The sequence below is a fragment of the Acetivibrio mesophilus genome (assembly GCF_004102745.1).
GTDB lineage: Bacteria > Bacillota > Clostridia > Acetivibrionales > Acetivibrionaceae > Hungateiclostridium > Hungateiclostridium mesophilum.
The window spans coordinates 1-15,125 of the sequence record NZ_RLII01000025.1 but is presented as its reverse complement, the minus strand read 5'-3'; the positions used below and the strand labels follow the sequence as shown (position 1 = coordinate 15,125).

General features: G+C 39.0%; 9 protein-coding genes and 1 CRISPR repeat array. Of the genes, 7 read left to right on the top strand and 2 right to left on the bottom strand.

The genetic code is table 11. The features are described 5' to 3' along the window. Positions 1 to 73: 73 nt before the first annotated feature. On the top strand, positions 74 to 1,189 hold the full coding sequence (locus EFD62_RS14080) for an AAA family ATPase (RefSeq protein ID WP_069193116.1): 1,116 nt from the start codon (positions 74 to 76) through the stop codon (positions 1,187 to 1,189). 81 nt (positions 1,190 to 1,270) lie between these two features. Then, the gene (locus EFD62_RS14075; protein ID WP_069193117.1) at positions 1,271 to 1,993 is read left to right on the top strand and encodes a zinc dependent phospholipase C family protein; all 723 of its coding nucleotides are present in this window, start codon (positions 1,271 to 1,273) and stop codon (positions 1,991 to 1,993) included. A gap of 76 nt (positions 1,994 to 2,069) precedes the next feature. Here the strand turns inward: EFD62_RS14075 and EFD62_RS14070 are convergent, their stop codons facing one another. Continuing rightward, a complete protein-coding gene (locus EFD62_RS14070) occupies positions 2,070 to 2,753 on the bottom strand; it encodes a YhcN/YlaJ family sporulation lipoprotein (protein WP_235832659.1) in 684 nt (227 codons plus the stop codon). A 205-nt stretch (positions 2,754 to 2,958) separates the two neighbouring features. On the opposite strand from EFD62_RS14070, the gene EFD62_RS14065 reads away from it, so the two are divergent. Then, positions 2,959 to 3,414, top strand: coding sequence for a hypothetical protein (locus EFD62_RS14065; protein ID WP_069193118.1), 456 nt, complete (start codon positions 2,959 to 2,961; stop codon positions 3,412 to 3,414). 58 nt (positions 3,415 to 3,472) lie between these two features. On the opposite strand, the gene EFD62_RS14060 is transcribed toward EFD62_RS14065, so the two are convergent. After that, complete coding sequence (locus EFD62_RS14060) at positions 3,473 to 4,837, bottom strand: DUF1015 domain-containing protein (protein ID WP_128706316.1); 1,365 nt, start codon at positions 4,835 to 4,837, stop codon at positions 3,473 to 3,475. Between the two features lie 238 nt (positions 4,838 to 5,075). Between EFD62_RS14060 and EFD62_RS14055 the strand changes: the two genes are divergently transcribed. The 4 genes from EFD62_RS14055 to alaS all read left to right on the top strand — a co-directional run bounded on the left by EFD62_RS14055 (position 5,076) and on the right by alaS (position 9,870). Further along, a complete protein-coding gene (locus EFD62_RS14055; protein WP_128706315.1) occupies positions 5,076 to 5,630 on the top strand; it encodes a PRC-barrel domain-containing protein in 555 nt (184 codons plus the stop codon). Positions 5,631 to 5,636: 6 nt separating this feature from the next. Further along, positions 5,637 to 5,819 carry a YtxH domain-containing protein gene (locus EFD62_RS14050; RefSeq protein ID WP_069193121.1) on the top strand — a complete coding sequence of 61 codons (183 nt, stop codon included), beginning with the start codon at positions 5,637 to 5,639 and terminating at the stop codon, positions 5,817 to 5,819. Positions 5,820 to 5,951: 132 nt separating this feature from the next. Beyond that, entirely contained in the window at positions 5,952 to 7,001 is a 1,050-nt protein-coding gene (locus tag EFD62_RS14045; RefSeq protein WP_069196218.1) for an AI-2E family transporter, read from the top strand. 226 nt (positions 7,002 to 7,227) lie between these two features. Beyond that, positions 7,228 to 9,870 carry an alanine--tRNA ligase gene (gene alaS / locus EFD62_RS14040; RefSeq protein ID WP_128706314.1) on the top strand — a complete coding sequence of 881 codons (2,643 nt, stop codon included), beginning with the start codon at positions 7,228 to 7,230 and terminating at the stop codon, positions 9,868 to 9,870. 264 nt (positions 9,871 to 10,134) lie between these two features. Beyond that, positions 10,135 to 14,975: a CRISPR direct-repeat array (repeat unit 37 nt; unit sequence GTTGAAGTAGGACTTCCAGTAAAACAAGGATTGAAAC). Positions 14,976 to 15,125: the final 150 nt, after the last annotated feature.

The following is a 15,125-nucleotide window of genomic DNA, read 5'->3' as shown; positions in this document are numbered from 1 at the left end:
ATTGACATTATTTTAATATAAAAATATAATATAAATATGTACGAACTATTAATTTGGACTATTGGAGGATATTATGAGAAGACTTAATTTGGTTATTGCCGACACCGATGAAGTTTATGTTCAAAATGTGGTTAACTACTTATTGACTAACTATTTGCAGAGGCTTCAGGTGAGTTCCTTCACAAAACAGGAATTATTATATGATTTTCTCTCTGGATTAAATAGGGTTGATGTGTTGTTGATAAGTCCGGATATGTGTAGTGAGACAATGCCAAAGAAGAGTGATACAAAGATGTTTTTGCTGACCCAGGGAGAGACTTCTGTAAAAGATGAGGGAAGAGACTTCATTGATAAACACCAAGTAGGGGACGAGTTTATAAATAAATTACTTGATATGTTTTCCGAGGGTGAAGAGGATGCCGTCATTTTAGAAGAACCGGCTCGAGACATAGAAACAAAGGTGGTTGCGATATATTCTCCGATAGGAGGGACGGGAAAAACCACTATAGCGATCAATTCTGCGGTATACTGCGCAAAAAAAGGGCTAAAAGTATTTTATCTTAACCTTGAGACTTTTCAATCCACTCCGCTTTTCTTCAATTGCAAAAGTGATAGAAACCTTTCCGAATTACTGCGATGCCTTAAGCAAGGAGAAAACCTTGGCACAAAGATTAAAGAAATAAGGCAGATTGACCCTGATTGCAATGTTCACTATTTTGTTCCGCCAGAGGATATAATTGATCTAAAGGAAACGGATTCCCGGGAAATAAAAGCACTCATAGATGCCTTTAGGTCGATAAGATTGTATGATATTGTAATACTGGATATGTCCAGCGAACTGAACGATAGGAATATTGCCCTGCTTGAGACCTCGGATGAAGTAGTAATGGTATTGGCCCAGGATGCTGTATCCAATATAAAGGCCGAGTATGTGTCAGAGCAACTGGAAAAACTCTTTGCAAGATATGGATTGGACTTGTCCGGAAAGCTTACAGTGGCACTTAACAGATATAACTTCCATATGGCCTTAGAGGTGGATACGGTGTGCATAAATGATGAAGCTGTTTCGGTGTACATACCGTCAGTGCCGGGAATGACTGCCGTCAAAGGAAATGCCCAGCTCACTGATATTCAGGGGGATTTTGGGGCCAGCATAGAAGAGTTGATGGATAAATACATAAAACTATAAATGCTAGGCTGCATAAATAAAAAATAGCATATCAGAGCATAATAAATGCTGTCTATATTTTTTATTTATAGGAGCAGCGATATGGCGGGCAGGTTGGAGAGAACTTATGGCAGAGCATTTAAATACTTTCTTTTTGCCATAAACCCATTTAAGAAAGCGGTAATCAAAACCGAGTGCGTAGTTCACAAATATATAAATATCCAGGCGCTGGAAATACTGAAGAATGATAAATACATTGATGCCCACTGCCTGTTTAGCGATTATATTGATGATTTGAATCAGGGGGTGACATGGGCGGATCAGGATTTGAAAAGTGCCAACCATTTTTACAATCCCTACAGAAAAAAAGGATTGTATGGCAATAATAACGCCCTTACCCTTGCAGTATCGTATTATGAGAATGCACTGAAATACTGGTATGATGCAGAGCCAAATCTAGCTATGTTCTATCTTGGAGCGGCAATACACCTTGTGCAGGATATGACAATACCTCATCATGCCAATATCAGACTTCTTGATAATCATAGACAGTATGAAAACTACATTAAAAGGACATATCTCAACACTCCTAGGTATACAGTTGACAGGGGAGGTTATTATCTTTCCAATATAGAAGAGTATATTACTTGCAATGCAAGAAATGCAATAAAAATTTACTCAAGACTCAAAGATATTAAGGATGTTTCAAAAAGATTCCATGTTATTACCAAATTTACCCTTCCGCTGGCGCAAAAAACTACAGCGGGATGTTATCTAACCTTTTACAGGGACATAGCTAAAAGATTTGCAAATTCTACGAAATAAATAAAGCCCGGAGTAAAGGGCTTTTGACTTTTACTCCGGACATAGATTAAACTAATAAGGGACGAGTATTATTTTATTATTTTGAAGCAGGTGCTGCTTGATTCATTAGCTGCATGATTTCGTTGTTTATTTGATCCATAGGCTTATTATTCGCCATATCGTTGGTAATCTGGGTTATTTTGTTCATTATATCACTGGACTCACTAACTATTACATTGGTTATTGAAGGGTCAATCTCTTTTACCTTATTTATTACCATATTCTTTCTGGCATTGGCATCACCTTGTGCCTGCTGGGGACTGTAAGCCACAAGACAGCTGTCGCCGACTACCAGAACATTTGCCTGACCGATTTCAGGTGTTGCCGCAAGCTGACTGGTTATGTTCGCGCTTTTTAGCCTCATATCAGCAGCATTGCCTTGGGGCGCTGGTGTATTATTCCGGTTTGGATCGGAAGCGGGTGATCCCATATTATTTCCGCCTAAAAGACCGTTGTTGTCAGCACCATTATCTCTTCCAAAAAGATCATTATTTATACCGTTATTTGCACCGTTATTGTCCGTTGGGTTCAAATCCATGTTCAAGAATCTGTTGGCATTGCCATCCGGAGTACTTAACTGCTGTGTGTTTTGCCTGTCAGTTGCTCCCGGTTGATTGCCTTGGCCGGTTCCGCCGCCCATGTTACAGCCAACCAGCGGTAATGATGCGAGGGTAAGTCCCAACGATAAAGATGCTGCTTTAGCAAAATTTTTGTTCATCATAAACCACCTCCAACATTATTCTTCACAACATCGATTTTTTTATTAGAGTTAATATTATAGATGAAAGATAAAAATTAATTTCAAAGTAAACAGATGGAATGTTTTATGAATTTCTTAACATAAAAACAATGAAAAAGTAGCAGTATGGAATTTTATGCATAAAATAGAGTGAATACATTATTTATCCCAGGGAGGTTTTGAAGTCATGTACGGAAATGAATGTATGTATCATATGCAGCATATGCCTAATATGATGAATGCCATGGCTTATCCGCAGCAGTACTGTCCAATGGCAGCAATGCCCGAGCAGCAGCTTGAAGATATGTACCCAAGAACATATTATATAGTGTATCCGAGAGTACAGCATTATTGCGATATGATGGACATGAACTATGGCTGTTCATATTGCCCCACAAAAGAGCAGCTTGATAAGATGTGTGACAAAATATGTGATGAAGTTGAATCCGATGTTGAAGCTGCATTATGCGAAGAAATGAAAGAAGAGGCGGATAGACAGTTGGGCTTCGGTGGAAGAAGACTGCTAAGAGCTTTGGTGGGTACCCTTTTGATAAGAGAGCTCCTGAATAGAAGGCGGCCATTTGGTTTCCCGGGATTCTACGGTGGTTATCCCGGATATAACTACGGTTATTATGGCTACTAATATTAAAGAAAACCAGGAGTCGTTATCTAAGGCTCCTGGTTTTTTAAGTTTAATAGAACTAATCCTTCACAATTTTTCTGCACTCCAAGTAAAATCTTTTTTCCTCTGCTTCTCCCATGGAAAAGGTCTTCCTTGGTAGAACACCATCTAAAATAACCGTCTTAAACAGGTCATGTTTTTCCATAGAGGGAAGATAGAAGCCCATATTGCCAGGCTTTGAACCTAGGCGGGTTACAACATCTTCACCGTGTATATAGTCCACTTTGGATTCCTTATTGTTTTTGACAATGTAATCGAGAAAATCTTGAAGAGTGGCAACCTCAAGGTTGTGCTTTGGAGTCTGTACGGTAAATACTCCAAAACCCTCTTCGGTGACAAACCCAAAGGAGTGAACGGATTCTTCCTTCTTTAGCTCCCTAAGTCTAGTGTTCACCGATTCTAAAGAATCGAATTTTTCGAAGGAGCAGCAGGAACTTCCGTAGAAGTCTTGCATAGAATTTAAAATGGATTTTGAATCAATATTGAACAGAACCCTGTGAATAGGTTCAAAGACAATACCGTCATCATGCACATTTACAATCTCAACTAGAGCAAATCTTGCAGGATGATTTTCAATCTCAGCCTCGCCGAGACCCTTTTTGACATTTTCCCAGTGAGCCTTTGCCGATGCGAGGGAATGATTGCCGTCACCTACTGCAAACAAAAGTACTCCCTTATCGTCACCGACATTGTATTTGGCGCGGAATACTTCAGGGTCGGCCAGGGCTTCAATGGCTTTTAATATGCCATCCAAGGTGTTTTCGTCATCAATCCTGTAGCCCTTGATATGTCCTCCGTTCATCATTAGCTCAAAATCATAGACCTTTTCAAAGGAATCAAGCTTATTTGCCAAAGGCTCGACAACGGTCTTGTTTGGGTCGTCAATTAAAATCATTACATGAGGGAGCTCTAAAGTGGCATTTTCCCTGATTTTGACCCTTGGAGGGAGTCTTTCGATTACCGTACCCTCTGTTGCCCTGATAAGGGTCTGGGAGCCTACGGTGTAGTCGTATTTTTCAAGATCCACAGAAATAATAAGCCCTTTTCGGGATTGGGTATGGGATGTGCTTCTGTCTACCAGCAGCATGCACGGCTTTTGAGAAACAAGAATACCTTCATTTATGTACCTTCTCATTTCATTATTTATGCGTTTTATTCTCTCGGCTTCATTTCCATCTTCAAGATAAATTTCAGGAAAAGTCAGATATAGAGTGGAAGGATTATCTCCTACTTTCTTCTCTACCTCCTGCCAGTATTCCGGCTCGGATGTATATTGGTCGCAGGCTACCACCGACCACTTTTCCATATCTATGCCTTCTTTGGGTAATAAAATTGAAGGAATACGAACTCCAATTTCTTTATTGTATGCCATTTGCTCAATCATTTTTGCACCTACCTCGTAAAAATCAATTAAATGTAAAAAAGGAAAATTCTAATCTTTTCTTTTTACCAATTCTACAACGATTAATTTTATATGAATATGTAATTTAAGTCAAATTGAATGCAGCGTATTTTTTGAGTAAATATTGAAATAATAAATAGTGAGAAAAATAAGCAGTTACTAATATTCTAGAGTTTGAAATGTATTAATATGTGAGTTTGGTAAACGGAGAGATGATTCTTTGAATAGATATAGTGAGGTGCTGGGGCTGCCGGTAATATGTGCAGCCGATGGCAAAAAGCTCGGAATAATAAAGGATATAGTTTTTTGTCCGAAGGAGAAAAGTGTGGTGGCCTTTTTGGTTGAGCCAAAGGGCTACAATATGAGAAAAAGAGTGGTTTTTGCCTCGGATGTCTTGAGCCTTGGCAAGGATGCACTTATCGTTAATGATGCGGATGATGTCAAGGAGCTTAGAAAGGTTCAGAATAGACCGGAGTTTAAGGACAAAGGGGATATCCTGGGACTTCCGATATACACAAAAACCGGTGAAGACTTGGGAATAGCCAAGGATGTATTATTTGACTTAAAACATGGCAAAATAGATGGTATTGAGATTTCTGACGGATTACTGCAAGACATTGTAAAAGGAAGAAATGTACTTCCGTTGATTGGAAAAGTTGAGTTTGGAGAAGAGAATATCCTGGTGGACAGTGAAGCGGTTGAGGAAATGATGGAAACCGGGGGAGGAATTAAAAATATAATTGAAGGAAATAAGAAGGTACAGAGAAAGGGGTGACAATATATGAGAAACAACTTTACCCGGGGATTGATTATTGGAGGAATACTCGGTGCATCAGTGGGGATGGCTATGAATTCCGATTCAATGATGAGCAATAGAACCAGAAGAAAAATGAGAAGAAAAGGAATGGATTTAGTGAAAAAATCCGGGACTTTAATAAGCGATATGGTGGAATTATTTCGATAAATACTCTCAAAATCCTTGTAAAGACTGGAACTAAATCCAGTCTTTAACTACATAATGCGGTTTTAAAAAAAAGGAAACATATATTTGGAGCATGCTTACCTTTTAGCATGCAAGGAAACAGAGGATTGGCAAATGGTTTCAACAAGAAAAATATTTACTTACATTATACTGTTTCTTTTGGGCATATTAATTACTTATTTTGGGCTGACATACACAGATAAAATAGAAAAGATAATTTTTCCGTTGGTGATGGGCGCTGTCATTGCATATATACTTCGCCCCATAGTTTTAAAGCTTGAGTCAAAAAATATTCCTAGAACAAGAAGCATAATTCTTATCTACCTTGCCTTTGGAATTGTGCTGACAACAGCGGTAGTATTCATTGCACCAATCTTTGTGAACAGCACCCGAGAGTTTATAAACACCATTCCCGAAATAACCACGGAGTATGGGGAAAATTTCAATAATATATTAAAAACGATAGATACCAGCGACTGGTCGGAAGAAGTAAAAAATGCTATTTACAATGAGATAAACAACGGAGTAAATATAGCGGAAAACATGCTGATGGACGCGCTGAGAAAATCCCTCATGGGTTTTTTAAAGTCGGTAACGGGTATATCAAACATCATACTGGCAATGATTATTGCATACTACATTATGAAGGACGCCGAATTCTTCAAAAAGGGAGCTCTTTCCTTAGTACCGCGAAGGTGGAGAAAAGAAATTATCGGCGCAAGCCGAGAGATAAATGACATACTGTCATGCTTTATACAGGGCCAGCTCCTGACAGCTTTTATTATAGGTGTCATGGAGACCATAGCCCTTACAATTATAGGAGTAAAATACTCACCGATTCTGGGGCTTATGGGGGGCATTTCAAACATAATACCCTACTTCGGACCCTTTATAGGCGCAATACCTTCGGTGGCCGTAGCTCTTATAGATTCGCCGATGAAAGCTGTATGGACGGTGCTTGCCTTCCTGATTATACAACAGATAGACAACGCCTTTATTTCGCCGAAGATCATAGAAGGAAGGATTGGGCTTCACCCCGTTACAACAATTCTGGCGGTTTTGGTCGGAGGCGAATTTTTCGGTATAATAGGAATGCTGGTGGCTGTTCCTGTGACCGCGGTTTTAAAGGTAATATTAAAGAGGTTTGTAGAGGCTATAGTATAGGTGATGAATGGGATTATAGGTTCTTGACACCAGTAGAATACTTATATATAATTTTACTATTCAGAGTAAGCAAAGGACGAACTTTGTTGTCGAAAATGATGCTCTCGCACCTATAGGATTAGGAGGAGAGTTTTTGTATATTGAACGGCTGGATAAGAGCAGTTGAAATAGATCAACTGAAGTTGGACAGCTGAAGTAGAGTATAACCGAGAGAGGAAGAATGCGTATGGAGAAATTAGGATTAAATGAGCTAAGAGAAAGATTTTTAAGCTTTTTTGAACGCAAGGGACACTTGAGGCTTCCAAGTTATTCATTGGTTCCTCAAAATGACCCCAGTCTTTTGTTGATAAATTCGGGAATGGCACCTTTAAAGCCTTATTTTACAGGGCAGGAAGAGCCTCCTAGAAGTAGGGTGACTACATGCCAGAAATGTATTAGAACACCGGACATTGAGAATGTGGGGAAGACGGCAAGACACGGAACCTTTTTTGAGATGCTGGGGAATTTCTCTTTTGGTGACTACTTTAAAAAGGAGGTTATTCCATGGGCATGGGAATTCTTCACAGAAGACCTTAAGATTCCTGTGGAAAGGTTATGGGTATCCATATATGAAGAAGATGATGAGGCCTTTGAAATATGGAATAAAGAAGTTGGACTTGCCCCTGAAAGAATTGTAAGAATGGGCAAGGAGGACAACTTCTGGGAGCATGGAACAGGTCCATGCGGTCCCTGCTCGGAAATCTATTTCGACAGGGGCGAGGACAAGGGCTGCGGTAGCCCCGATTGCAAGGTGGGTTGTGATTGCGATCGGTTCATCGAGGTTTGGAACCTGGTATTTACGCAGTTCAACAAGGGTGAGGACGGCAGTTATTCAAGGCTCAAAAACCCGAACATTGATACGGGAATGGGCTTGGAAAGACTTGCGTGTGTAATGCAGGATGTAAACAACCTTTTTGAGGTGGATACCATAAGAAGGGTGTTGGATTATATATGCCAGTTGACAGGTGTTGAGTATGGTAGCGCAGAGAAAACGGATATATCCATAAGGGTAATAACCGACCACATCAGAAGTACTACCATGATGATATCAGATGGAGTAATACCTTCCAACGAGGGCAGAGGCTATGTATTGAGAAGGCTCTTGAGAAGGGCAGCAAGACATGGAAAGCTATTAGGATTGGATAAGCCTTTCTTATCGGATGTGGCATCACTGGTAATTGAGGAGTCTAAAGGTGCATATCCGGAGCTTGCCGAAAGAGCGGAAAACATAAAGAAGGTTATAAGGATAGAGGAAGAAAAGTTTGAGGAGACTATAGATCAGGGGCTTGTGATCCTGAACAAATATATTGAGGAAACCAAGAAGAATAATGAAAAGGTAATAACCGGCGAAATGGCTTTTGAGCTTCATGGCACCTACGGCTTCCCGGTGGATCTTACCAGGGAGATAGCCGAGGAAAACGGCCTTGGAGTAGATGAAGAAGGCTTCAGGGGAAAAATGAAGGAGCATCAGAACCTTGCCAGGGAGGATTATCACAGCAAGCAGGGTTCCGCTTGGGGTGACAACATTTATTCAAAACTTGACAAGAGCATTAAAACTGAATTCTTGGGATATACGGCAAATGAGGCATCAGCCAAGGTGATATATATAATAAAAGGAGACCAAATTGTTGATGAAGCCCAAAAAGGCGACAGTGTGACAATCATACTTGACAGAACTTCTTTCTATGCGGAAAGCGGAGGACAGGTTGGAGACCACGGCTTTATTGAAGCCCAAGGGGTTCGGGTAAAGGTTGTGGACTGCAAGAAGACCAATGACGGCAAATTCCTCCACATCGGTGAGATTGAAGAGGGAACTCTTAGAAAGGATATGGAGGTCAAAGCTGCAATTGACAAGAAGAGAAGGATGGCAATAGCAAGGAACCATACCACAACCCATCTTCTCCATAAAGCATTGAAAAGTGTATTGGGCTCCCACGTAAATCAGGCCGGTTCTTTGGTAGAGCCTGACAGATTGAGATTTGACTTCACTCATTTTTCAGCAATGACACCGGAGGAGATAAAGAGTGTTGAGGCTCTGGTAAATGAGAAAATACTGGAAAGCCTTGCAGTGGATATTAGGGAAATGTCCATTGATGAAGCTAGAAAAATGGGCGCTACAGCATTGTTTGGTGAAAAATACGGTGATGTTGTAAGGGTTGTAAAAATTGGGGATTATAGTACGGAACTATGCGGTGGGACTCATCTTGAGATGACTTCCCAAGCCGGATTCATTAAGATAGTCAGCGAAAGCGGTGTGGCATCCGGGGTAAGAAGAATTGAAGCCCTTACAGGAGAGGCAGTATTAAAGCACTTTGACGAAGAGGAAAAGCTCTTGAATGATGTGGCTCAGGTGCTTAAGACCAATCCTTCCGACAGCATCAAAAGGATAGAGTTGTTGTTGAATGAGATTAAAGCAGCCCAGAAGGAGATTGAACAGCTAAGGAGCAAGCTTGTAAGCGGTTCATTGGATGATGTTTTGGCAGGTGCTGTAGAAATTAAGGGGGTAAAGGTTGTTACTGCCCGCTTTGACCAGTTTGATATGGAGGCGCTGAGAAATACAGGAGATACCATACGAAATAAAATGGGCTCCGGAGTAGTAGTTCTCGGAACTGGCTTTGGAGACAAGGTTAGCCTTGTGGTAATGGCAACGAAGGATGTTGTAGCAAAGGGCGTTCATGCAGGGAATATAATTAAAGAAGCTGCCAAGGTTGCCGGAGGCGGTGGCGGCGGACGTCCGGACATGGCACAGGCAGGAGGAAAGGACGTATCTAAGATTGACGAGGCTTTAAAACAGGCTGTCAAGGTAATAGAATCGCAAATTGCAGGTTAGTGTGTTGAAAGAATGGTTAATTTATGATATATTTTAGTTGTAGTTTGAGTTATTAGTGGTAAAATGTGGATGAAAAATTATTGAGAAATTTGAGTTGATAGGCTTGAAGACGTTGGGAATACTGGGTTGTATGCCTATGTTGGTAACTCAAAAATGTGTGATTTTTGATGAAAAAGGGGCATTTTTTGATGGGAAGTGAGCAAAAAAGTCTCGTCAAAAAATGCTCGTAAGGCTTGAAAGTTGCGGGATATGGCTTCGAATGCTGTTGAAGTAGGACTTCCAGTAAAACAAGGATTGAAACTAAATTAATGGGTTTTTCTAACTTATCTGAGTTTATTGTTGAAGTAGGACTTCCAGTAAAACAAGGATTGAAACGATAAAGAAACAGACAAATCAACAGACCTTTGCCCCGGTTGAAGTAGGACTTCCAGTAAAACAAGGATTGAAACTTATCTGTAAGCTCAGTATACACAAAACCAAAAGTTGTTGAAGTAGGACTTCCAGTAAAACAAGGATTGAAACTGATTGTCATGCTTATCTAAACCACAAAACAAAGCATAGTTGAAGTAGGACTTCCAGTAAAACAAGGATTGAAACTATGGAAAGGCATTTTCAATAGGCGCTGTAGTTATTGGTTGAAGTAGGACTTCCAGTAAAACAAGGATTGAAACACAACGTAAAATCTCTTTCCCGCAACATCTCTCAAAGTTGAAGTAGGACTTCCAGTAAAACAAGGATTGAAACCATTTGTTTTTATTTCTTCCCAAGAATATTGTTTTTTGGTTGAAGTAGGACTTCCAGTAAAACAAGGATTGAAACCCCAACCTTCCGAGAAGTTCATAAATTCTTTAGATTGGTTGAAGTAGGACTTCCAGTAAAACAAGGATTGAAACTTTTCACCATAGATCAAGACTACACAAAAAGGCTCAGGTTGAAGTAGGACTTCCAGTAAAACAAGGATTGAAACACATTTAATAACCCCCTTACTGAATTTGTGTATATTAGTTGAAGTAGGACTTCCAGTAAAACAAGGATTGAAACTTTAACTCCCAAACATTTTTTGTAGTCCCATTCTTCACCGTTGAAGTAGGACTTCCAGTAAAACAAGGATTGAAACCGATTGTTCCGATTTCGCCATTTTGCTTCTCATATTCTTGTTGAAGTAGGACTTCCAGTAAAACAAGGATTGAAACTCAACCACTATTTTAGCCGAAGGCAACACTTTCTTAGTTGAAGTAGGACTTCCAGTAAAACAAGGATTGAAACGCCATAGCCTGTGTTTTTCTAGAATGTCATTAATAGTTGAAGTAGGACTTCCAGTAAAACAAGGATTGAAACATGCAGAAACAAATGGATTATGGGGAAAGGCATTTTGTTGAAGTAGGACTTCCAGTAAAACAAGGATTGAAACAACAGATAGTAAGAAAGGCAGGATATACAATAGGAGGTTGAAGTAGGACTTCCAGTAAAACAAGGATTGAAACATGACTACGAATATACTTACGGGTACGGACTTATAGTTGAAGTAGGACTTCCAGTAAAACAAGGATTGAAACTAATATTTTGGTATGAAATAGGGCTGATAGGCTCAGTTGAAGTAGGACTTCCAGTAAAACAAGGATTGAAACACCGATGCAGGAGAAGACGGAATTCCAACCCTTGTCAACGTTGAAGTAGGACTTCCAGTAAAACAAGGATTGAAACTATTATTAGTGATACCTTAATAGAACATCTGCCCTCCGTTGAAGTAGGACTTCCAGTAAAACAAGGATTGAAACATAAAAATTGAAAAAAAACAAAAAATAATTTAAAATAGTTGAAGTAGGACTTCCAGTAAAACAAGGATTGAAACGAATCTTCTGGTAATTATTCTGCATCTGGCTTAAATTGTTGAAGTAGGACTTCCAGTAAAACAAGGATTGAAACGGCTCAAAGCTTTGCACTCTATCGCTGTTGGAGTTCGTTGAAGTAGGACTTCCAGTAAAACAAGGATTGAAACAACATTCAACTTCAACACTGTCATAGCAAACTAAGCAAGTTGAAGTAGGACTTCCAGTAAAACAAGGATTGAAACTTTGTCCTCGGGCCCTGGGGGGTTCGGGGGGAAAGCGTTGAAGTAGGACTTCCAGTAAAACAAGGATTGAAACACCGTTCCATAAGATCCTCCTAGTATTATCAATATTGGGTTGAAGTAGGACTTCCAGTAAAACAAGGATTGAAACTTGTGTCAATCGTGCCTATATTATAAATAAATTCCTGTTGAAGTAGGACTTCCAGTAAAACAAGGATTGAAACATAATATTCTGTTGCTTTTTTGTTTGTGTTGATCTCAGTTGAAGTAGGACTTCCAGTAAAACAAGGATTGAAACTTGTACTATGGTTGATTTTACTTATTACGGTTATATGTTGAAGTAGGACTTCCAGTAAAACAAGGATTGAAACGGGACTCCATGAAAATGATAGTCGCAGAAGCCTATGTTGAAGTAGGACTTCCAGTAAAACAAGGATTGAAACTTAAGCATAATAGGTTTTAATGTCAATCCTGTTATACGTTGAAGTAGGACTTCCAGTAAAACAAGGATTGAAACATAATTTAGCTGAAGCGATAGCCAGCGTAGGAAGTCAAGTTGAAGTAGGACTTCCAGTAAAACAAGGATTGAAACGTTTGTAAAATGTTTTGAAGTGTAGCACGGAGTTTTTGTTGAAGTAGGACTTCCAGTAAAACAAGGATTGAAACGAAATTTTTCGGGGACATTTTTTCGCACGCGAGGGGTCAGTTGAAGTAGGACTTCCAGTAAAACAAGGATTGAAACCTGATGAAATGCCAGTATTTAATTTGACAGAAGTTGTTGAAGTAGGACTTCCAGTAAAACAAGGATTGAAACAAAGAACCCTGTTTTTCTGTTACATGTGTGAATCCCAGTTGAAGTAGGACTTCCAGTAAAACAAGGATTGAAACATACGCTGGGATGAAGACAACAAACTAAGAGCAAAACGTTGAAGTAGGACTTCCAGTAAAACAAGGATTGAAACCCCTTCATGTAACACACTTCTAAGAATTAAATATAGTGTTGAAGTAGGACTTCCAGTAAAACAAGGATTGAAACAATATAGTTTGTTATCATCTGACATTAATAATAATGTTGAAGTAGGACTTCCAGTAAAACAAGGATTGAAACACCTTAATGTTAAAATCAAAATTTTCTCTTAACGTTTTTGGTTGAAGTAGGACTTCCAGTAAAACAAGGATTGAAACAAGTCAAGTACCATAGGCATATTTTTATATCTATTTGTTGAAGTAGGACTTCCAGTAAAACAAGGATTGAAACTGCCTGTTTTAATGTTACCATTTCAAAACCTCCTTGTTGAAGTAGGACTTCCAGTAAAACAAGGATTGAAACTCATTACTCACACCTCCCATCAATGAATCTTTTTTCGGTTGAAGTAGGACTTCCAGTAAAACAAGGATTGAAACAATAATCATTAAAATTCATAATGAGATCCTCCTTAAATTGTTGAAGTAGGACTTCCAGTAAAACAAGGATTGAAACTACCGTCAAGTGTCCTAACAACTCTGTTTTTCTGGTAGTTGAAGTAGGACTTCCAGTAAAACAAGGATTGAAACAGGCTCGTCGTTTCGTTGTGTTTTTCGAAGATATCGAGTTGAAGTAGGACTTCCAGTAAAACAAGGATTGAAACCTGATACTTGTTGTTAGTGGGGTTGTAGTATATTTTATTGTTGAAGTAGGACTTCCAGTAAAACAAGGATTGAAACCTCACTATTCATTAAACAGCGACTTTCTCTTAAGAGAGTTGAAGTAGGACTTCCAGTAAAACAAGGATTGAAACTAGTAATGATGTAAAGCAATCAATAGGAGGTGAGTTGTTGAAGTAGGACTTCCAGTAAAACAAGGATTGAAACTCTATAATAATTATTTTTGCCCTCCAAATAATATATGGTTGAAGTAGGACTTCCAGTAAAACAAGGATTGAAACCCTGTGTAAATGACATTCTCTATTATAGAAGTAATTTGTTGAAGTAGGACTTCCAGTAAAACAAGGATTGAAACAAAATATTGATTTGGGGCAATTAAGCCCCAAATATTACTGTTGAAGTAGGACTTCCAGTAAAACAAGGATTGAAACTTTTGTTGGTAATTGCTGCTCATACCGTATCATCCCGGTTGAAGTAGGACTTCCAGTAAAACAAGGATTGAAACTCTTCCAGGCTCTTCTCAAGCTTTTCCCTTTCCTTGTTGAAGTAGGACTTCCAGTAAAACAAGGATTGAAACAACAGATTGCAAATATTGTAAACACGTTCATTGATGTATGGTTGAAGTAGGACTTCCAGTAAAACAAGGATTGAAACGATTTTGCCATACGCATCATCTCCTTTTTGGTTCAGTTGAAGTAGGACTTCCAGTAAAACAAGGATTGAAACATGGAACAGAAGAAGAATAACCAGTAGGCCAATCAGGTTGAAGTAGGACTTCCAGTAAAACAAGGATTGAAACACCATAATAATTTATATTACACTCAACATTATAGAACGTTGAAGTAGGACTTCCAGTAAAACAAGGATTGAAACACACCTTTGAAATCGAAAATGACATGAAAAAAATAGTTGAAGTAGGACTTCCAGTAAAACAAGGATTGAAACAAAGCTGACTCCCAAATTTCAGAAACTAAGACTATAGTTGAAGTAGGACTTCCAGTAAAACAAGGATTGAAACACGTTAGGGTCGAAGGGCTCATAGTTGCCTTGGAAACCTGTTGAAGTAGGACTTCCAGTAAAACAAGGATTGAAACTAGTATTTTGTGAAAATCATATTTGTAACGATTACTGTTGAAGTAGGACTTCCAGTAAAACAAGGATTGAAACTTTTCGCAGCTCATTAATGCTAATGCAGTGCTTTGGTTGAAGTAGGACTTCCAGTAAAACAAGGATTGAAACACTCATTTGTCATCTTATTTATCCTCCTTTCTTTGTGGTTGAAGTAGGACTTCCAGTAAAACAAGGATTGAAACATTAGGGGGAGAGAAATAAAATTTCCCTATACTTATCATAGTTGAAGTAGGACTTCCAGTAAAACAAGGATTGAAACTTTATCCTTGATGAACTGTATATTTTATAATGCTCCCCATTGTCAAGACAATTTTTGCAGCTTTTTTAAGTTAGATTCTCCCTTCTTTGGTTTTGTATAATATTTACATCTATGCACTCTGTTGGATGATGTCAAGGGCGAGCGTAAGCG